The following is a 22,071-nucleotide window of genomic DNA, read 5'->3' as shown; positions in this document are numbered from 1 at the left end:
CCTAAATCAAATAATAAATTGTTATAATTCCAAACGTGATTCCACTTAGAAGTATTGTACTTCCTACTGTAGGAACCAATCCTTGTTTTTGGATAGTATTAGCAATTAACCCAGGAACAATGACCCCAATCCCCCTAAATTCAAAGGCCTCAAAGGGCATAATAGGATAAAAATAGTCAAACACTAGTTTCAGAACAATACCTGTTGTTAACATTGCTGCAAATTTTCGTCTACCATATAGAATAGTTACCTTCCCAATTCCATAGACAACAATAAAATAGGTTAAAAAACTGATCAGAAAGACCATCAATAAAAAAATAGGTTGGTCAAAAACTAATGCAAGATACCCGGGAACAATTAGCCCTGCCGGTAATACCCCCGTTTTTTCTGCAAAAATTAAACTAAGAACTACTCCTATTACTAGCGCTATATATAAATCAGATCCAAACAACTTTCTTCCCCCTAGCCGACATTTTTAATGAATGCCTTCTCTTTTTCTTGTTCAAATTTTTCTATTAATGGTTCAGCAGCTCCATGAATATTACCTACACCATAGATAACCGTATCCGATAAAAATTGTTGAAGTTCTGCAAAAATTTCATCGGTTGACAAGTTTTCTAGATCATAGATATTCTTCGCCGGAATATTACCTGCCTCGTATTCTTCAATAATTGGCCTAGTTGTTTCTCCAATTACTACCAACGCCTCCATTTCAATATACGGAAGCACATCAACAGCGAATTGTTCTGTTCGATCGACCCGATCAGCACGACAATTCATAATAACAACTGGACTTTCGGTAGGATAGCCTAGTTCTCTAAGTCTCTCCCAAATTTTCAATGTTGACGAAGCATCATTTGCCGCAAAACCATTAACAAAATACGAAGGATAATTAGGATTACCTAGTTTGGCAATTCTCATCGCTCCCGGATCGATTGGGGCATTTAACATTCCTCTAAAAGCAGTTTCTTCGTCTATCCCCAATGCTTCGGCAACAGCTAAAGCTAATGATGCATTTTCTGGGAAAACCATATAATCAAATTCACGCAAAAATTCCTCAGAAATCCGTGAGTTGTCTGCAACAATTACTTCTGTTCCTCTTTGCTGTGCAACCTCTCTATAATAATCAACATATGGACTTTCAGATACGATAAGGTGTCCATTGTATGGAATTGTAGCAGTGAAAGCATCAGCTACCTCATCTAAAGTAGGACCCATCACATCCATATGATCTTCTAGGACATTAACAATTACCCCCACGTTTGCCTGTAACATCTGCTCCTGAAATATAATTTGATAATCTGGATTAACAGCCATACACTCACTAACAAGGGCTTCTGCTCCTAAATCTGCTGCCTCTTTTACAACATTTCTTTGTTCTCCAATATTCGGCCCTTCTAGTCGTCTTATAATAGGTTTCTCTTCATCTGTATCCCAATAGATCATTCGCGCTGATGTTCCTGTTGTTTTGCCAATTGTCTTTCTCTCCGTCTCTTTTAATACTCCTGTTATCAGTCGGGTAACCGTTGATTTACCACGTATACCATTGATATTGACTCTGATTGGTATAGAATCGATATTTCTTTGATGACGTTTCTTTTCAATAATACCTAGGATTAATACAAACAAAGCAGATAACACTATTAAGAGTAATACCTTCATTTACTCACCACCTTTTTCAGAAAATATAGTTGTCTCTCCTCCCCAAAAAATCTCGCTTGATAAACCATTAAATCACCCCTTTGTAATTATTGGGAAATTTCCCCACTCACATTGGAATCATAATTCAAATTCAGGATAACTGTAATCCGACTATTGTATATAAACGTCTTTATTACAAAATCTAGTAATTACTTACCACTATCAGTAATATAGTTGTTAAAATCGATTCCTGACTGATTTATCCACCTAAAGTCCATATCGAAGATTCGTTACATTTTGTTACATAATTATCCATTTTCTGTGATTTTTTATGTTTTTCTTCCTCTACCTCTATCTTCAAATACTTAAAGATTAAAACTATTAAATGACCAAATAATACATATTTTCACTCATTTTATTTTGGTTTTTTATTTGTCCTTCGACTGTTTGATTGTTATGAATTCAGCTATTCGAACTATAATTGATAATCGTTATTATTACGGAATAAAACTAAATACCCATTTGTCTTTTGCTTTCTTTCTATTACAGTGTTTAATGATAGTGACTGTTTTTAGCGAAAAAGATGAATATTTCATTAATTTTGTAACTTAATGTAACATTTTAATCTACTAGTCATAGTCCATTCGATTTGATTCGTCAAAAAGATGGATAAACGTCCCCAATGACAATAGAAAAAGTCTCCCATTTAATATAAAAATAAATGACCCCGGCTCAATGCCGAGGTCATTTTCTAGATGCTTGGATTCTTTTTTCAAAAACTGTCCATTTTATATAGCTAAATCTTATTACTCCCCCTATCAAGACCATTGGGTCAAGTCCCGAACTATATCACATTGGCTCCAATTCCTTGCGATAAAAAAGAATTTATAGTGTCACGTTAACACTCCTGTAACCATAATGAGTGTGACACGTCCAATCAGTCTTTTTTATAATCTCTTGGCTTCTAAATATCGATTCTTCCAAAAGTCTGAATGAATAAGGTTTCTTTCTTGAACTGTCGAATCTACTACAATAATGAAATTTCCGAGACCTGTATAAATACCCGACATCCATGGGTCATCAGACTTTCCATTTGTGAAAAAAACAATGTCACCCATCTCTAAGTTCTCTATTTCGATGCTTCTTCCCATACTCCATTGAGACGTCACATTACTTGGAAATTCTTCTGATGTAGCCTCATCTACTATTTGCTTTACAAAAGCTGCGGTCGTACCATCAAATGGCTGTGATAAGTAAGTTCTTGCCAACTCTGAAAGCTGATCGGGCTTTGTTAATTCATATTTTCTGGCACTATGATAGCGTGATGACCAATAGCTGCTTGTTGTTAAATCAATAATTCGAACACCGTCTGTTTGAGTTACTAGAATTACTTGATCATTCCCAATGAATATACCTGGAATAAGAGTAGTTGAGCCTTCGAAAAAGATGACATCGCCAAGGGAAAGATCATTTCTAGCAACTTCTTTTCCAACGGCCGACTGTTGGCTAGCATATCTAGGGAGTTGCACTCCAATTTTATTATAAACATATTGAATAAAACCAGCTGTGTCAAAACCAGTACTAGGATCTGTTCCATTTTGCAAATATTTCACACCAATATGTTTACTTGCTTCCTCAATAACAGGAATATCTAAGCGCAAAGTTAAATCATCGTATCGCTTAACACCTGTGTATTTTCCTTGCCAATACTCACTAATATAAGAAATGGTTGTTTCTCCTTCATCTCCAGTCGCATGGACCATATAGTTATTGCCTAAGTAGAGACCGACATGAGAGATTCCTGTTCGCCATGTGTCAGAGAAGTAAATGGCATCACCTGGTTTTATATGTTCATCTAAATCAATGTCTTCAATCGTAGATCCTTCTGATAAAATAGTTTCCCCAACCTGCCACTGTGTATATGTTGCTCTAGGTAAATAAATTTCCAGGCTATCTCGGAATATAGTTTGAATTAAATATGAACAATCAAAACCAGCTAACGTATCTCCCATTAATAAATAGGGTGTATGGATATACTTCATTGCTTCTTTTATTGCTTTATGCTCATGATTCATGTAAGTTTTTGGGTTAGATAATAACAAGATTTCGTCAGTGTATCTTACTGCACCAAAGTAACGCGATGACCAATAAGAATCAAATTCTAGGTTTCTTTCGGCAACCCCACTGGAAGTCACAATATAGAAGAATCCGTCCCCTTTATATATCCCAGAAAGGAGTGAACTTGTACCATTAAAGAAAACTAGATCGCCAGGTTCTAGTTCAGAACGGTTGATCTTTTGACCTGCTTCATATTGTCTTGATGGAAATTTTGATAAGAGGCTTCCAGTAACTTCTTTAAAAACATAATGAATGTACCCACCAGTGTTAAAACCGGTTTCAGGTGTTTCTCCTTTAGGGATGTAAGGTGTTCCTATGAGAGAAGCTGCTTTTTCAATAATAGGATCCTCATATTTAGAAGCTTCATTACTATTATTTTCATTAATCCGTTTTGCTCCAACGTATCTTGTTGACCAATAGGAACTTGATAAACTTACTTCCGTTATCCCAGAAGTAGTAACCATTACTAATGAATCAAATCCAGTATAAATACCAGACATGAAATAATTCCCATTAAAGAAGACAACATCGCCCGGTTGTAAATCTTCTTTTTCAACTGTATCTCCAATTGCCCACTGTTCGAGTGCTCTATCAGGTACCGATAACTGAAGGGCTTCATGAAAGACATAGTGGACAAATTGTGCTGTTGTAAATTGATGGATATTTTCTCCAACTTGATTTAATGCAAATTTCGCTACGGGGTTTGTCATCACTTCAAGATCATCAAAACGCTTAGCACCAATATATCGTTCATTCCAGTAAGAGCTCGTAGCTAAGTTTCGTTCTTCAATTCCTGAGGTTGTGACAATAATAAAGGACTCATGTCCAATGTGAATAGCAGGCATTAAGAAATTTCCTTGAAAGAAAAGAACATCGCCCGGTTGCAAATCATTGCGCTCAATCGATTGGCCCAAATTCCATTGAAGTTCGGCATTGTTAGGAAGAATGATTCCTTTAGCTTGCTCATACACATGTCGTACGAAAGCAAATGTGGTAAAACCGTCAGAGTTGGAACCTTTTAAATTGATTGCTGTTTGCACAACATTGGATTGTGATTCAACAAACTCAGAGTAGGTTGGTTTCATATTAATAGTAAGTAGAAGAAATAAAACTAGTAAAGTAGCTATTGATTTTTTCATAATTCACCTCTTATGTTCATCTAACAACAGATTAACATATTTTCACACAATTTCACTAAATATTTTGCAATTTATACCAAAATCCTATTATAATAGAATATAGAAAGTTAAATCCGTCTAGTTTATTAGTTGATAATCTAACAAAACAATTGTCTTTTCAGTTTAAAAAGCAGAGAGGTTGGAAAGGATATTAATAACACAAAATAGAATTAGTTAATTATTCAGAAAAATCAAATAACAAGGAGGGGTTTTATGATAAAAAGGATGTTTTTTTCAAAGCGAAAGAGAACATGGCACGACTACAATGCTTTTGAACGTAAAATGTGGGGACAACTCTTTAAGGAAAAAACAGCAGAGTTACGTAGGCGATATGGCCATTCAGTTGAATGTTATAAATTAGCGAAACAGTATGCAGATCGCCAAATGAGAAAGTTACGTTATGTGAAACAAGTATCTGATGTAAATAAAAGCACCGACGATATCGTAGCATTGTCTGCAAAAAAACAAGAAAAAGCCGATGAGATTGTAAGTAATTCGCTATCCTCTGGTGAAAAGTGCATCAAATGAACTGATTCACCTTGGCTTTAATCCCAATCTCAATTCTAAATTAGTGAAGTTGGGATTTGTCCTTTTGTTTTGACGTGTTTCTTCTATATATATAGCGTTATTTTTTGTTAGGTTATTCAATAACCAACAAAAAATAAGAGACACAAATCTACCTGATCTATGTCTCATACATTAATTATATTCTAACTTGAGATCAATAAAGCTCCGGAACTCTGCTAGAAAAGACAGGAACATCTTTTCGAATTTGAGTCGCTTCATTTAAATCTAATGTAACTGTTACCGTCTCTTCGTTTGTTGCAGATGCCTTTTCCACTGTATCTCCCCACGGATTAATCACCATTGATCGTCCAGCAAACTCAACTCCATCGTATACTCCAACCCTATTCGCACTTACAATAAAAAGCTGGTTCTCAATCGCACGCGCTTGTTGTAGAATTTCCCAGTGGCTTGCTCTTGCCGTCGGCCATTCTGCCACAACAAAGACAACTTCTGCTCCTTGTAAGGCCAAGGAACGAACAAGCTCCGGAAAACGAAGATCATAACAAATAATCACTCCTATTTTTCTGCCATCTAACTCAAACACCTGAACAGAATTTCTTCCACCTTTTAAATAATTATGTTCATCTAGCATCGGGACAAGGTGGATTTTATCATATGTATAGATCATTTCTCCTTTACGGTTATAGATGTATGAGCGATTATAAATGCCTCCCTCTTCTTTAACAGCTATGGAACCAGCGACAAGATTAACATTATGCTCATGTGCTAATTGTTTAAGGAATGATTCCGTTTCTGCTTTATCTGAATTGACTATTTCCTCTAACGTCGGAAGAGTATAGGCCGTTGTCCACATTTCTGGTAAGACGAGAATATCTGGCTGTTGTGATTTACAGACCGTTTCAGCCCACTCTTTTACCTTGCTCCGGTTATTTGCTGGTTTGCCTGGAATGATATCCATTTGGTAAGTAGCTATCTTCAATTATTTCTCCTCCCAAAAATCATTTTGCTTTCTATTCATTCTACTTCTTCTTTATTCTTACTATCCCTTTTTCTATACCGTAAATGTTTCATCGTATTAATTTTATCAACTTGACGGAAGCGTCGCAAAGCTTAATAATTTTTATATCGACTTTCACAAATCCTTAATTCTTAAGTTTTTCATTGAAAAAACACAGAAAAAAAGAGCTCATTAAGAGCCCTTTTATTCAAACTACTACGCTGCATCCGTTACCCCTCTTTGGCGTTTTGCCAAAAAGAAGGAAGGGTATTTTTTCGCTAACACGAGTAACACAACTAGCGTAATAATCATTTCAGGTAATAAGTTTGAGATGTTGTAGATAAAAGAATACAAGCTTGGGTTCATCCCTTCAGGCGCGTACTCTCCAAACCAGATAACACCTGAAGCAAAGTGACTGAAGAAACGAAGTGTCGTTGCAAAAATAAGTCCTACAACAATAGTAGTCGCACTAGGCACTGTTCCCTTTTTAAAAGCAAAAACACTAGCTAAGCCTAATACAAGATACGGCAACGGGTAATCAAGCAGCAACTGAATTGGATGTACAATATACCCACCTAATAAAAGGTTTAGTATTCCGACTAACAAGCCTGTCACTACGCCTACTTTCCACCCACGTCTAAATGCAATTAGAAAAATAGGGACCATTATTAGAGAGATAGATCCTCCCATTGGCCACAGTGCTCCAAATTTCACTTGCCCTAGAACAATTGCCAAACCAGTCATTACCGCTACCTCAATCATCGTTACTAATCGATCACGAGACACAAAAAAACCTCCCTTTTGATTTTATCCACAAGAGAAGGTTAAGTTAGACAGGAAAAATACGCGCAAAAATGCGCACGTTATTTTTTCAGCCACTTCCCTACGCTAGTATAAACTAGATCAGGTTCTTAGAGTTGAGGGTTCCCCTCTCTCAGTCACTTGACACCCCTAGTGGATAGTTATTTAATTCATAAAGTTCATTATAACATAAATGTCACTTTTCATAGCAACATAAGAACTTAAAGAAAGCGAAGAGAACAGAATTTCTGTTCTCTTCGCTTTCATCTATACAACCTTTTTCTTCCAAATCCCTAATATAAGAGCCGATACAATCGCACCTGCTAAAATAGCGATTAGATACATGAACCAGCTACCAGATACTAGCCCGATAACAAAGATTCCACCATGTGGCGCTGGTAACCCGATTCCGAATAAAGCTGTCAGACCACCAGCAACAGCTGAACCAATAATTAGCGATGGAATAACACGTCCTGGATCGGCTGCTGCAAATGGAATGGCCCCTTCTGTTATAAAGGAAGCACCTAAAACGTAATTCGTCTTACCAGCTTCTTGTTCTTGCTTTGTAAATTTACGTTTAAAGAACGTTGTCGCTAACGCAATCCCAAGAGGAGGTGCCATACCTCCTGCCATAACAGCAGCATGTGGGCCAAAGTTTCCAGCGTCAATCATGGCAATACCAAATGTAAAGGCTGCTTTGTTGATAGGGCCACCCATATCAATGGCCATCATACCACCAAGAACAATACCTAATAGCACCATATTTGTTGTACCCATTCCCCCAAGCCAGCTTTCAAGCCCACGGTTAATAGCACTAAGAGGAGTAATAAGCAGAAGCATAATCATACCTGTTAAAAAGATATTTAATACTGGATAGAATAAAATCGTTGTGATCCCACTTAATTGTTGAGGCAGACCTGCTAATAACTTTTTAACAAGAAGTGCGATATACCCTGCTAAGAAACCAGCAATTAGACCACCTAAGAAACCAGCTTCACCTGTTACGGCAATCAAACCACCTACCATACCAGCTGCAAAACCAGGACGATCAGCAATACTCATGGCGATAAATGCAGCTAACACCGGTATCATTAAAGCAAATGCATTATCTCCACCGATCGTCATTAACATTTGAGCAAATTCATTATCTAGCTCCAGATCAATCAAGAAGGATAGAGCAATTAGGATCCCCCCACCGACAACAAACGGAAGCATATTCGAAACACCATTCATTAAGTGTTTATAAAATCCACCACCGAAGCCGGCTTTTTCCTTAATTTCCTCGCCTTCGTTGCTTTCTCCTGAAACTGAACCTTTATAAACTGGAGCGTCACCGGAATTAATTTTCTCGATAAGCTCTTTCGGACGGCGAATCCCATCCGTTACCGGTCCCTCAAGGACTTTTTTCCCTTTAAAACGGTTCATTTCAATTTTTGTACTCGCAGCTACTATAATCCCTTTTGCATTTTCAATTTCCTCCGGAGTTAATTGATCTTTCACTCCACCTGAACCATTTGTCTCAACTTTAATTGTAAGGCCTTGTTTTTTCGCCTCGTCTTTTAACGCATCAGCTGCCATAAAAGTATGGGCAATACCTGTTGGACACCCTGTAACTGCTACAATATCGTACCTACCTTTAGCAGGAGCTTTTTCTGCTTCAATTTCTGCTGCTTGCTCTTGTTCCTTCTGATCAATAGCAGCAATGATATCTTCTTCTGACTTTGCCTTTAATAAAGCTTCACGGAAGTGTTCGTCCATTAAAAAAGTCGATAAACGTGAAAGTGTTGCCAAGTGTTCTTCATTTGCTCCAGCTGAAGCAGCAATCATAAAGAACAAATGGGTCGGCTGGCCATCAAGCGCTTCATAATCCAAACCATTTTCTGAACGTCCGAAAGCAATCGCTGGTGTTTTAACTGCCTCGCTTTTTGCATGAGGAATCGCAATCCCTTCACCCAGACCTGTCGTGCTTTGCTCTTCTCTAGCTATTATCGCTTTCTTAAACTCAGATGCATCATTTAATCTATTGGCGGCATCTAATTTCGTTACTAATTCATCAATAGCTGATGATTTATCGCTTGCTCTCATATTGAGTACAATTGTATCTTTTTTTAATAAATCAGATATCCTCAAGTTACTCACCCTTTTCTAATTCTGTGATGTCAATTTCTTTTAGTAGCGATTCGATATACTCTCGTTCGGCAAACCCTTTTGAAAACGCAGTTGCACTACCTGTCGCTACAGCAAATTTAAAGCTATCTGCCAACGACATTTTTTCGTTTCTTGCACATATAAACCCAGCTACGGTTGAATCACCGGCGCCTACAGAATTCCTTACAATCCCTTTAGGTGTATTCGCAAAAAGAATTTGTTCCCTCGTTCCTAAAATCGCTCCATCTCCTGCAAACGAAACAAGAACACGCTTTATTCCTTGTGCTGTTAACTTACGTACGTAAGGAATTGCCTCTTTTGGATTTGCTATTTCCACCGAGAATAATTCCCCTAATTCATGATGGTTCGGTTTAATAAAAGTAGGGTTTGCTTCAACAACCCTTTTCATCGCTGCACCACTAGAATCAATGTATACTTCAGCGTTTCTTTCACGAGCATCCTGACATAATGTTTCATAAATGTCAGCAGGTATAGTGGAAGGGACACTTCCAGCAAGTACCAATTGGTCACCCTCTTTAAGAACTGTTAACTGTTTGCGTAACCCTGCTACATTCTCACTTGTTATGTCTGGCGATACTCCATTGATCTCCGACTCTTCTTCTTCGCTTTTCACTTTAATATTAATTCGTGTATCACCGTTTACACGGATAAAGTTTGTAGTAATGTTTTCTTTCCCTATTACCTCTTCCACATACATTCCTGTGAACCCACCAATAAAGCCTAGCGCTTCACTTTGATGCCCTAACCTCTTTAGAACTCTGGAAACGTTAATCCCTTTCCCTCCTGGTGCTTTATAATCATAGGTTGATCGATTAACTGTTCCTAGATTCATTTGGTCGATTTGAACAAAGTAATCTAGAGCAGGGTTCAATGTTACGGTATAAATCATAAGCTAACCACCTCTAGAGTTGTTATATTTCGTAAGTTGCGATGATAGTCATTATCGATTTTTTCGCTTGTAATTATTGTTGCGTCTTCTGCGTTACTAAATTTGCTAAAAGCCACTTCCCCGAATTTTGAATGATCTACCAAAACAAAATTATGACGAGAACGTTTCATTGCACTTTCTTTAATAAACGCTTCTTCTGGATCAGGAGTTGTACAACCATCTTGGATCGTTAAACCATTTGCACCTATGAATGCTTTATCAAACCGAAATGATTCGAGCGTTTTAATGGCATTTCTCCCAACCATAGCTTTTGTACCAGACTTAACATACCCACCTACAACATGGGTCTCAATATTAAAATCTAAAAGTAAAGAAATATTGCTAAGCCCATTTGTCACAACCACTACATTTTTCGCTTCTAAAAACGGAATCATTTCAATAGTTGTTGTACCCGCATCAAGAAAGATACAGTCTCCCTCTTCGACCATAAAAGCTGCCTTTTCTGCAATCCTTCGCTTCTCTTGACTGTTTTTGATTGTTTTTTCAGCAACAGAAGGTTCATCTAGGCTTTTTTTAAGTAGCGTTGCGCCACCGTGAATGCGCTTTAATTTCTTCGCATTTTCAAGTTCTGTTAAATCTCTTCTAATCGTTGACTCAGAGGCTCCTGTTTCATCTATTATTTCTTGGATCTTTACTATAACCCTATCTTTTAATAATGAAAGAATGATTTCGTGACGTTCAATTGTAAGCAATTACTATCACCTCTATATAGGAAGTATACCTTCAAATTCAATCAGTTTCAATCATAAAAAATCATTTTCGGTAAAAAACAAAAAAAAACGGTCTCTTTTAGAGTGACCGTTTTTCAACAACAATATTAATTATGCTGATATCTTCAGTGAATCATTACTTTTCGTTTTCTATCTCTTCAACTAATAGAGATAACTCCGTCCAACGCTCAATTGTTTTCTCTAACTCACTTTCTAATGATTCTTTTTCTTTCATTTTTTCTTGAATAACACCATAGTCGCTACCAGCATCAATAATTGCCTTATCAACTGTTTCAATATCCATTTCTAACTTCGTAATTTTCTCTTCGATGTTATTCCACTCTTGCTGATCTTTATAGGATAGCTTTTTCCTTGGGCTTTTCTTAGAAGTTTCTTGCACTTTATTCTCTTTTTTGATCGATTCAACCTGCTCGGCTTCTTCTTTTTGTTTTAGATAATCTGTGTAATGACCTTGAAATCTTAATACAGTCCCTCCACCTTCGAACACTAACAAATGATCTACGACTCTGTCTAGAAAATAACGATCATGGGAAACCGTAATAACGACTCCTGGAAATTGCTCTAAATAATCTTCTAGTACGGATAATGTTTCCGTATCTAAATCGTTCGTTGGCTCATCCAGAAATAATACATTGGGCTCGCTCATCAATACTCTTAATAAGTAAAGACGTCTTCGCTCACCACCAGATAATCTACGGATATATGTATATTGCATAGACCTCGGAAAAAGGAATCGCTCTAACATTTGCTCTGCTGTAATTACCGTCCCATCAACTGTATACACAACTTCAGCGATTTCTTTTATATAATCAATTACACGCAACGAGCCGTCAATTTCTTTATCCTCTTGCGTATAATAGCCAATTTTGACCGTCTCACCAATCGTTATGGTTCCTTCATCTGGTTCAATTCGTCCTGCTAACATATTTAATAATGTTGATTTCCCCGTTCCATTTGGCCCAACAATTCCTAAACGTTCACCTTTAACAAGTAAATAATCCAATGATTGAATAAGGACTCGCTCATCAAATTTCTTCGTAACGCCCTCAAGCTCAATTACTTGCTTGCCTAAACGCTTTGATCCGATCGCAAAGTCAAACTCACCACGACTAGAAACTCCTTCTTCTTCCTGTAGATCTTCAACGCGCTGAATGCGTGCTTTTTGTTTAGTAGTCCTCGCTTTTGCACCTCGTTTAAGCCAAGCTAACTCACGTCGAAGAAGGTTAGCACGTTTTTGATCTCTTTGAGCTTCTTGCAACTCGCGCTCTGCTTTTTTTTCAAGGAACATTTCATAGTTTCCTACATATTTAAATAATCTTCCTTGATCAAGTTCATACATATGATTGGTCACACGATTTAAAAAGTACCGATCATGGGTGATGAGAATGATTGAACCATGATAAGTTGATAAATAACTCTCAAGCCACTCAATCGTTCCATGATCAAGATGGTTTGTCGGTTCATCTAATAAAAGTAAATGTGCTGGTTGAATCAATGCTTTCGCGATTGCCACACGCTTTTTTTGTCCACCTGAAAGTTGCTTTATTTTTTGCCCATAGTCATGAATACCCAGCTTGGATAGAACCGTTTTCGCCATCGTATTTGCTTCCCATGCATCTAACTCATCCATTTTTTGTTGCCATTTCATAAATTGTTTTTGATAGTCATCGCTCTCTGGGTTTTTCTCAAACAGCAAAAGACTTTGTTCATACCCACGCATCGCAACCATCATTTTTGAATCGCCAAAATAAATTTGTTCCATAACGGTTAACTCATCATCTAATTCTGGTTGCTGTGGCAAATACTCTATTTGAAAATCATTAGAATGTGTTAGCTCACCACTATCGGCCGATTCCATCCCAGCTAGTATCTTTAGCAGTGTAGACTTACCTGTACCGTTTATTCCAATTAAACCAATACGTTCTTTTTCCCCTATTGTAAAAGAAAGGTTATCAAACAATGTCTTATCGCCATATGTTTTTGTTAATCCTTCAACCTGTAACATGCTCATTTTTTTCCGCCCTTTTTTTGAAGTATGTATCTATTTTATCGTAACTCTCACGTTGTTGCATCTTTCATATGTAGGATGACTCGCATACTTTGTTGTTGGGCTTGCGTGCATTCACATGTTCGTTCCATTTCGCTCCAGTCACTCGCACCCGCTAGGAGGTGCCGAGCCTCCTTGGCTGCGCCTGCGGGGTCTCGCCCCTACCTCTAAATCCCACAGGAGTCGAGTGACTTCCACTTCATTTCACCACGAGTAAAAACTTTCTAACAGCAACAATCCTTACGAAAACTGCCTATGTAAAAGACAAACGTAAAAAGGCTACTAATACAGCAGGATAACTGCCCCATTCAGTAGCCTCTTTTTGTTCCCTTTAGACTTAATATAATTTTTCTTGATAAAAGTAGTTGGGTTTTACAATCTTATCTTCATAATCTTTATGAAATATGTGAGTTGCAGCCGGAGAGACTGGTGGAATCAACCAGGACCAAGTTCCCGTCACTTCTCTGCCCGTCTTACGTTCCTTTTCCTCAAATTGCTTAAATTGCTTTGCTGCCGTATGGTGATCGACTATGCTTACCCCTTGCTTTTTAAAGGAATGTAATACAGCTGCATTTACCTCAATAAGAGCACGATCTTTCCATAATGAAGAGTCCCTTGTCGTGTCTATCCCTAACAGATTGGCAACTTTCGGCAGGACATTATAACGTTTTTGATCGGCTAAATTTCGAGCTCCAATCTCCGTCCCCATATACCAACCATTAAAAGGCGCTGCCTCATATGTGATGCCTCCAATTTCAAGCTTCATATCAGCAATAAACGGAACACCGTACCACTTTAATTGAAGATCTTCAAATTTTGCGATCATCGGATGTTCTATTTTCACTTCTACTATGTACTCTCTCGGAATTGAAAAGCATTGAGGTTTTCGGTCCATGATTTGGATCACTAGTGGCAATACATCATAGGCTGTTTTCTCCCCTTGCCAACCTAGCTTTTCGCAAAATCGAGTGAAAACTACAGAGTCCGGATCACCTATAATGCCTTCCTTCGTTTCATAACCAGCATAACGAATAAGCTGGTGATTCAAAATCCGTACGAACCCAGGACGAAAAACAGTTATCGTCGGAATAACCTTACCACCATTAGTTCCATATTGAAGATGAAAGAAAAGAGCATTCGCTATCTCCTCTTCTGTTGTGAGTTCCCTCTCATCAAGCACATGCATTGACTCCCAAAACAAACGACCGATACAACGATTGCTATTTCTCCAAGCCATACGTGCGCCATGCGCTAATTCTTCATACGTTTGAGTATAAGTACCTGTTTCATTGATTTCTTTTTCTATTTGTAAAAGCCTTTTCGCTGCTTCATCTTCACTTTTTCCTAATTCTCTATAACACGTTTCAATAAACGATCGCGCTTCATCCAACATATTCTTTTCACCTCGTTTATAGATATCCTTCATTTTATTGTTCACGAGTTTTCCTTTTCTACACAAATTCATCATACCTCAACAACAAATAAGAGGAAGTGTCTAATTAAGAACAATCATTCTGTACTAATTAAGCAATTCATCGATAGTCACCACAAAAAAATACGAGGATGACTCGTAAAGAATAGGGTTTCTCTACGTCATCCTCGTATTTCAGACAAAACTTTTAATGAATTCTTCTTGCAAAATCTACAAACCGAAACTTGTCCGGCCGATGTCTTGATTCAGTATACTGAAAAAGTGTTGTATCATCTAAATAAACATGACTTTTAACAACGACAATCATATTAAATTCTTTTAGGTCAAGAAGTTCTTCATCTTCTTTTGTTGGTAATTCAACAGTAATTTCTTTCTTTGCAAAACTAATCGATAAACCAAGTACTTTTTCAATATAGGAGTAAATCGAACTCTCACAAATCTCTTTAGTTAGTCCAGGTACAACTGAAGAGAGTAAATAGTCTTTGTCTAGGATAATACGTTCACGATCAATTTCACGTACACGCACTACATTCCAAACGTCACACTCTTCCACCGTTTGAAATTCTTCTTGCATCTTTTTTGAGATTCGTTGTTCTTCTAAAAGCACAACTTCCGTTTTCGCTCGCTTTCCCATTTTATCTGCTAGTTCACGAAAACTTACGAGACCAGATATCGGGAAGTTAATCTTTGTTATATCAAGCACCATCGAACCTCTGCCCTGCATCTTCTGAATATAGCCATGTTCAGATAACAACTTCAAAGCCTTTCGAATCGTTTCTCGCGAAGCTTTAAATGTTTCAGCTAAATCATGTTCAGAGGGTAGGAGTTCATTGGCTTTTAAAGTTCCATTTTGAATTTGCTCTGACAGATCATCATAAATCATTTGAAATTTGCTCTTTGTCATTTTATCTCACCTAAAGTAAGTGTATCATGTTTATTTTACATAATAAACGAGAGACTCATATGGGCGAAGCTCCATCGTTTCCTTAAGTGGCTTGGCGTCCTCATAATTAGAGATCAGTACTTCACTAGTGCTGCCTAATTCGACCCACTCTTTTGGCGCTTGAAACGTTGCCTCTTTTCCGTAGAAATTATTAATGACAAGAACCTTCTCATTTCCATTCGAACGCTCGTAAACAAACAACTGTGAGTCTTCTTTCAATAAAAGCTTATAGTCCCCTACTGTTAAAATATCGTAATCTTTTCGTAACTGAATCAATTTTTTAAAATGATAAAAAATCGAGCTTTGGTCAGTCACTGCACGTTGCGCGTTAATTTCTTTATAGTTTCGTACGACAGGAATCCATGGGGTTCCTGTTGTAAACCCAGCATTTTCTTCATCATTCCATTGAACAGGCGTCCTAGAATTATCTCTTGATTTACGCTTAATAATTTCCATTATATCTTCTTCTGGCAAGCCTTTTTCTTTCATGATGCGATAATAATTAAGCGTTTCTACATCTCGATAATCCTCAATTGAATCAAATCCTGGATCAGTCATTCCAAATTCTTCACCTTGGTAAATGTAAGGTGTCCCTTGCATTAAATGAATAGTTGTTGCAAGCATCTTAGCTGATTCCTTATGATACTTTGTGTCATTTCCATAGCGAGTTACAACCCTTGGTTGATCATGATTGCACCAGAAAAGCGCATTCCATCCTCCACCTTTATTCATCTCAACTTGCCATTTTGTTAATATTTCTTTTAGAGCCAGAAAATCAAAGTCAGCAAGAGCCCATTTTTCCCCATTAGGGTAATCGACTTTCAAATGATGGAAATTGAAGGTCATGCTTAGTTCATTACTTTTTGGATTTGAATATTGAATACAATGTTCAATCGAAGTTGATGACATTTCTCCAACGGTCATACTGTCATACCTAGATAAAACTTCTTTGTTCATTTCTTGCAAAAATTCATGGACTTTAGGACCATCCGTATAAAACTTACGACCATCACCAGGCGCTACACTACCATCATCATTCGGAAACGTTTGATCTTTTGAAATTAAATTAATTACATCTAAACGAAATCCATCAATGCCCTTTTCAAACCAAAAATGCATCATATCATACACATGTTGGCGCAGCCTTTCATTTTCCCAATTAAGATCTGCTTGAGTAACATCAAACAAATGCAAATAGTATTGACCTGTCTTTTCATCATACTCCCATGCATTTCCTCCAAATTTCGATTGCCAATTTGTCGGCTCCCCACCATCAACAGGGTCTTTCCAAATATAGAAATTTCGATACGGATTATCTTTCGACTTCTTTGATTCTTTAAACCATTCGTGTTCTGTTGACGTGTGATTGACAACTAAATCCATAATTAGCTTCATTCCACGCTTATGCGTTTCTTCCAGCAAGCGGTCGAAATCTTCCATATTTCCGTATTCCTCATGAATCGAATAATAATCGGAAATGTCATATCCGTTGTCTTTTTGAGGTGAAGCATAAACAGGTGTTAGCCACAATACATCAACACCAAGGTTTTTTAAGTAATCTAACTTTTCAATAATTCCCTGTAAATCTCCAACACCATTCCCCGTTGTATCGTTAAAACTCTTAGGATAAATTTGATAGACAACTGATTTTCTCCACCATTCATTCATCGTTAGCACCGTCCTCTATTAACATTTTCATTGTTCCAGCGAAATCAGAAATACGTATACGAGATAGTCCTTATTCTGATATGTATAATTCTTAAAAAGGGTAACAACTATTCGAGTTGCTACCCTTTTTTTGTCAACATTATTACTTCCCTAAGCGCTTGTAAGCATTAACACCCATCTTTGTCTTAGCTAAAATCATCGTTAAGATAATTGGAACAACTATTGCAACAAGCATTGCAAGGGCAAACATCAACATGTGTGGTACTTGAATTGAAAGAATTCCAGGGATACCACCAACACCAATTGAGTTCGCCATAACCCCACTTCCTACAGAAATGATAGCTGCCATTGATGACCCAATCATTGCAGCGAGGAACGGGAACATATATCGTAAGTTAATACCGAACATCGCTGGCTCTGTGACACCTAAATAACAAGAAATGGCTGCTGGAACCGAAACCTGTTTCTCTTTTTCATCTTTACGATTTAACATAATCATCGCGACAACAGCTGACCCTTGCGCAATATTTGATAATGCGATCATCGGCCATAAATTCGTTCCACCAAATTCACTCATTAATTGTAAATCAATTGCATTGGACATATGATGGAGCCCTGTAATGACGAGTGGTGCATAAGCAAATCCAAATAGCGCTGCAAACAACCAACCAAAGGCAGATGTTAAACCTGCATAAACAACTGAAGAAATCCATGAACCAATAGTCCAACCAATTGGACCTAGTACTACATGCGCTACCAATACCGCTGGAATTAACGCGAAAAATGGAACAAAAATCATTGAAACAACGCTTGGAATCACTCTACGTAAACCTAATTCAAGGTACGCAAGAACAAACCCAGCAAGAATAGCCGGAATAACCTGCGCCTGATACCCAATCATATCTACTGTAGCAAAGCCAAAATCCCAAACTGGTATTTCATCCGTACCAATTACACCATAAGCATTAAGCAATTGTGGAGATACAAGTGTAATACCTAAAACAATACCAAGAATTTGAGTGGTCCCCATCTTTCTAGAAATCGCCCACGTTATCCCAACCGGCAAGAAATGAAATATCGCTTCACCTATTAACCATAAGAACGCATGAACACCAGCCCAAAATTGTGATACTTCTACTAATGTTTGCGTTCCACCGTTCATCATATCGATTTCGCCGATTACGTTTCTAAAACCTAATATTAGACCCCCAACAACTAACGCCGGAATTAACGGCGTAAAAATGTCAGCAAGATGTCCAATCATTCGCTGCAGCACGTTCATATTTTGCTTAGCAGCAACTTTTGCGTCTTCTTTCGATGTATCACTTACTCCGGCAATCTTTGTAAACTCGTTATAAAAAGAAGCTACTTCATTCCCTACAATAACCTGAAATTGACCGGCATTGGTAAATGTACCCTTTACAATATCAATTTCTTCTACTTTTTCAACATTTGCCTTTTTAGGATCATTTAAGACAAATCTCATTCTTGTAGCACAGTGAGTTACAACGGAAATATTGTCACTGCCTCCAACATGCTCGAGCAACTCTTTAGCTGAGTCTGTGTATTTACTCATCTCTCTTCCCCCTTTATCGAACGATTACTCCGATTTTATGTTTCAACAAATTTCATTTGTATATACAAGTGATTACGTTTTCATTCTAACTTGTATGTACAAGTGTGTCAACAATTCCCTCGTAGTCGTAATTTTCTAAAATACTTAGGAAACTTTCGTATTTTACTCCACCTTTTTGATTAGTTAGTGGTATTTTTCCTTTGTACTAACGAGATATTCCCCATAAGAATTAAAAAATAAACAAAAAAGAGCCTGACCCCACTCGGATCAGACTTCCACAAGATTTAAAGTGCTTATTATGTTTTTTGTAAGAGTAAATTCACACCAATCTTCTTACAAATGGTTACATAGTGCATAAGAGTCAGAAGAACAGCCCCCATATTCATCCCAAGAATAATTCCATCCATTTGTAAACTCGGCATAGATCCTAAGAAATACATCATGGCAAACGAGAAAATGGATGAATAAAGTGCATGAACAAAGGCTTCTTTTACTAACCCAATTCCAATCAAATAGGCTTGCATCGGAATCACAAAAAAATGAAACAAAAAGTAAGGAACTAATAACTGTAAATATCGAATAGCCGGTGAGTTTTCAAAAAACAAACTTGTTAATGGCTCAGCAAAAAAATAAAATATTGCTACTGCAGGTACCCCATACGCAGCCGTTAATAACATTACTTTTCTAAGCAGAGAACGCAACTTTTCAATATCGCCCTTTGAGTAAGCCTCAGATACAGTAGGAATCAATACGATTAACAGAGAGTGAGCAATAAAAGCAGGAAAGAACCCAATTGAAAAAGCCACTCCCGCCATTTTCCCGTACTGAACCATTGCTAGCGAGTCCACCATTCCGGCTCTAACGAGAGTTTCTTTTATAAAAAAAGGTTTCACTGCAAAAGTTGCAGCATGGAATATTCGTAAACCCGTTGTTGGTATTGAGACTTCCAGTAGACTTTTTCTAACTTTGCTACCAGCCAAATTCGCTCTTGGTTTCCGTTTTAACACACGCATTTGGATCAAAAAAGCTACTAATAGAAAACTCAATACTAACAATTCACTCGCTATCAATGTACACAGAGCGACTAATAATGCCACTTCTGTCTCAAAGGATGTGAACATAAAGAGGGCAACTAACAAGATGAGCTGCCCAGCACGTCTCAAGAAATTAGCAAAGGCAATTTTCCCCATCTTTTGGGCACCCATAAAATAACCCCTTGCGACAGAGGAAAACGCAATAATTGGAATAAGTAGAATGAATAACCAAGGGACAAGTGGATGATACCGGTCAAACACCGGGATAATTGGGAGTAACCATATTGCAATAATAGAGAAGACCATCGTGCAAAGAGTCGCAAAACGCAGCGCATGCATTAACATACTACGATGAAAAATTTCTTCCTTCTCAGCTACAAACTTAGAAATGGAAATAGGAAGCTCAAGACTTGCTATTACAACTATGAAAAGAACCGTTGGCAGAATAGACATATAAAGCCCAAGACCTTCTTCTCCAAGCTCCCTTGCCAATACCATGTTAATTAAAAACTCAATACACTCACCAATAAAAGCCACAACAATTAATAATAACGCGCTTTTAAAAAAGATTTTCAAAATAATTCTCTCCCTTACATCCTGTCCATAATTTATATGAGACAAGTAGTCAAATTATGGGTAAGAAAAAGAAAAAATTTGTTAGACACAACAAAAAAGGGATGTGCCTAAAGGTCAGGTTCAGACCTTTGGACACATCCCGATTTAAAGCCTTGAGAGAAGTGGGTCACCCCTCTAGAAGGCACATAACGACCGGAGCTATTGCAACCTCAACTTTAGCTTAGTTAGACACGCATTCATTTATTGCACGAGCAACCGTCCGTACAACCATTTTCACTTCATCTTCATTGATAATGAGAGGTGGGGCAATCGTTAGTACATTATTAAACCCAGCAACAGTTGCCCCATTTTTCCCGATAATGACACCTTCTTCTTTACATTTCGCAACAACTCTATTGGTATAATCGGCATGAATCGGTTCTTTTGTTTTCTTGTCATTAACTAGTTCGATTCCAATTAGTAACCCTTTTCCTCGTACGTCCCCAACCTTAGAGTGCGTATCAAGGCATTGCTTTAATTGAGTTACCATATCTTTCCCGACCTCTTCAGCTCTCGTATAGAGGCCTTCATTCTCCATGATCTCTAGATTCTTTAAGGCCACTGCACACGCAGCTGGACTTCCTCCAAATGTATTGACATGTCTAAAATAATCGTATTCTTCTGATCCTTTAAAAGCATCATATATCTCTCTTTTTACAGCTGTAATCGATAGAGGAAAATAAGCGCTTGTAATCCCTTTTGCCATTGTTATAATGTCTGGCTTCACTCCATAATTCATAAAACCAAATGGTTTTCCTGTACGACCAAATCCACAGATGACTTCATCAATAATCAATAATGCACCCTTTTCTTTGCAAACTTCCTCTACGGATTTCAAATAATCGTCCGGTGGTAGAAGTATCCCGCCACCAGTTATAATTGGCTCCATAATAACAGCAGCTACCGTTTCCTCTAACTCCCAAACCATCATTTGCTCAATTGCTTTTACTTCTTCTCGATCTCTTCCTATCTTTTGGTCATCAGGTGGGTTGCGATACGTATCTGGAGGGGCGACATGCAGAAAACTAGAAGCAAGTGGTTCATACTTGAATTTTCGTTGGGCTTGCCCAGTAGCAGCTAATGAGGCCATTGTATTTCCATGATACGCCCGATACCTAGAAATAAATTTATATCGATTAAGGTCTCCTTTTTGTTGATGATATTGCCGAGCTATTTTAAAGGCTGCCTCATTCGCTTCTGACCCACTGTTTGAATAAAAGATAACATAGTCTCCATCCAATAACGTGTTAATCTTCTCTGCTAACTGAATGGCAGGCAAGTGACTATGAGTAAGAGGAAAATAGGCAAGTTTTTTCATTTGCTCATAGGCAGCTTCTGCTAATTCATCCCTGCCATAACCTATATTTACACACCACAATCCAGACATTGCATCTAATAGACGATTCCCTTTTTCATCGGTCACCCACACCCCTTTAGCCTCTTTTGCAATAACTGTATTATCAGGATTATAGGGCTTCATTGCATGCCATACGTATGCATCATCTTTCTTTTGGTTCAAGTTGTTTTCTGAATTTGACATAACCGTCCCTCCTTTTTATACATCTTTATTTATTGCATCGATACTTTAGAATGGGAGATACCGTCTAACGTAAGGCAGAATTGTTGTAAACCCATAAAAAAAGA

At 37.6% G+C, this 22,071-nt stretch carries 16 protein-coding genes and 1 riboswitch; of the genes, 1 reads left to right on the top strand and 15 read right to left on the bottom strand.

The window, feature by feature from the left end:
• Position 1: 1 nt before the first annotated feature.
• From pgsC to AC1FXZ_RS17285, 3 genes are all read right to left on the bottom strand, one after another.
• Positions 2-451 (bottom strand): poly-gamma-glutamate biosynthesis protein PgsC, encoded by a 450-nt coding sequence (gene pgsC / locus AC1FXZ_RS17295; protein WP_480055927.1) that lies wholly within the window; start codon positions 449-451, stop codon positions 2-4.
• An 11-nt stretch (positions 452-462) separates the two neighbouring features.
• Positions 463-1,662 (bottom strand): poly-gamma-glutamate synthase PgsB, encoded by a 1,200-nt coding sequence (gene pgsB, locus AC1FXZ_RS17290; RefSeq protein ID WP_480055925.1) that lies wholly within the window; start codon positions 1,660-1,662, stop codon positions 463-465.
• A 926-nt stretch (positions 1,663-2,588) separates the two neighbouring features.
• A complete protein-coding gene (locus AC1FXZ_RS17285; RefSeq protein WP_480055923.1) occupies positions 2,589-4,898 on the bottom strand; it encodes an NlpC/P60 family protein in 2,310 nt (769 codons plus the stop codon).
• A gap of 252 nt (positions 4,899-5,150) precedes the next feature.
• On the opposite strand from AC1FXZ_RS17285, the gene AC1FXZ_RS17280 reads away from it, so the two are divergent.
• Positions 5,151-5,465 carry a hypothetical protein gene (locus tag AC1FXZ_RS17280; protein ID WP_480055921.1) on the top strand — a complete coding sequence of 105 codons (315 nt, stop codon included), beginning with the start codon at positions 5,151-5,153 and terminating at the stop codon, positions 5,463-5,465.
• Between the two features lie 193 nt (positions 5,466-5,658).
• On the opposite strand, the gene AC1FXZ_RS17275 is transcribed toward AC1FXZ_RS17280, so the two are convergent.
• The 12 genes from AC1FXZ_RS17275 to AC1FXZ_RS17220 form a co-directional block, all read right to left on the bottom strand.
• Positions 5,659-6,444 (bottom strand): carbon-nitrogen family hydrolase, encoded by a 786-nt coding sequence (locus AC1FXZ_RS17275; protein WP_480055919.1) that lies wholly within the window; start codon positions 6,442-6,444, stop codon positions 5,659-5,661.
• A gap of 234 nt (positions 6,445-6,678) precedes the next feature.
• Positions 6,679-7,248, bottom strand: a complete 570-nt coding sequence (gene thiT, locus AC1FXZ_RS17270; RefSeq protein WP_480055917.1) for an energy-coupled thiamine transporter ThiT — start codon at positions 7,246-7,248, stop codon at positions 6,679-6,681.
• Positions 7,249-7,325: 77 nt separating this feature from the next.
• Positions 7,326-7,425, bottom strand: a riboswitch (TPP riboswitch).
• Between the two features lie 105 nt (positions 7,426-7,530).
• A complete protein-coding gene (locus AC1FXZ_RS17265; RefSeq protein WP_480055915.1) occupies positions 7,531-9,393 on the bottom strand; it encodes a PTS fructose transporter subunit IIABC in 1,863 nt (620 codons plus the stop codon).
• Position 9,394: 1 nt separating this feature from the next.
• Positions 9,395-10,321 carry a 1-phosphofructokinase gene (pfkB, locus tag AC1FXZ_RS17260; RefSeq protein WP_480055913.1) on the bottom strand — a complete coding sequence of 309 codons (927 nt, stop codon included), beginning with the start codon at positions 10,319-10,321 and terminating at the stop codon, positions 9,395-9,397.
• On the bottom strand, positions 10,318-11,073 hold the full coding sequence (locus AC1FXZ_RS17255) for a DeoR/GlpR family DNA-binding transcription regulator (RefSeq protein WP_480055911.1): 756 nt from the start codon (positions 11,071-11,073) through the stop codon (positions 10,318-10,320). The genes pfkB and AC1FXZ_RS17255 overlap by 4 nt, the downstream gene beginning before the upstream one ends.
• Positions 11,074-11,227: 154 nt before the next feature.
• Entirely contained in the window at positions 11,228-13,123 is a 1,896-nt protein-coding gene (locus AC1FXZ_RS17250; RefSeq protein ID WP_480055909.1) for an ABC-F family ATP-binding cassette domain-containing protein, read from the bottom strand.
• Positions 13,124-13,496: 373 nt separating this feature from the next.
• Complete coding sequence (locus tag AC1FXZ_RS17245) at positions 13,497-14,552, bottom strand: nitric oxide synthase oxygenase (RefSeq protein ID WP_480055907.1); 1,056 nt, start codon at positions 14,550-14,552, stop codon at positions 13,497-13,499.
• A gap of 226 nt (positions 14,553-14,778) precedes the next feature.
• Positions 14,779-15,495, bottom strand: a complete 717-nt coding sequence (gene treR / locus AC1FXZ_RS17240; protein ID WP_480055905.1) for a trehalose operon repressor — start codon at positions 15,493-15,495, stop codon at positions 14,779-14,781.
• 30 nt (positions 15,496-15,525) lie between these two features.
• On the bottom strand, positions 15,526-17,202 hold the full coding sequence (gene treC, locus AC1FXZ_RS17235; protein WP_480055903.1) for an alpha,alpha-phosphotrehalase: 1,677 nt from the start codon (positions 17,200-17,202) through the stop codon (positions 15,526-15,528).
• 142 nt (positions 17,203-17,344) lie between these two features.
• Positions 17,345-18,778 (bottom strand): PTS system trehalose-specific EIIBC component, encoded by a 1,434-nt coding sequence (treP, locus tag AC1FXZ_RS17230; protein ID WP_480055901.1) that lies wholly within the window; start codon positions 18,776-18,778, stop codon positions 17,345-17,347.
• A gap of 296 nt (positions 18,779-19,074) precedes the next feature.
• On the bottom strand, positions 19,075-20,388 hold the full coding sequence (locus AC1FXZ_RS17225) for a polysaccharide biosynthesis protein (protein WP_480055899.1): 1,314 nt from the start codon (positions 20,386-20,388) through the stop codon (positions 19,075-19,077).
• Between the two features lie 220 nt (positions 20,389-20,608).
• A complete protein-coding gene (locus tag AC1FXZ_RS17220) occupies positions 20,609-21,967 on the bottom strand; it encodes an aminotransferase (protein ID WP_480055897.1) in 1,359 nt (452 codons plus the stop codon).
• Positions 21,968-22,071 lie beyond the last annotated feature (104 nt).

Source organism: Halalkalibacter sp. HAAS-P014, from assembly GCF_056619965.1.
Note: the sequence above shows the minus strand (reverse complement) of the source record. Positions and strands in the feature narration are given on the sequence as shown.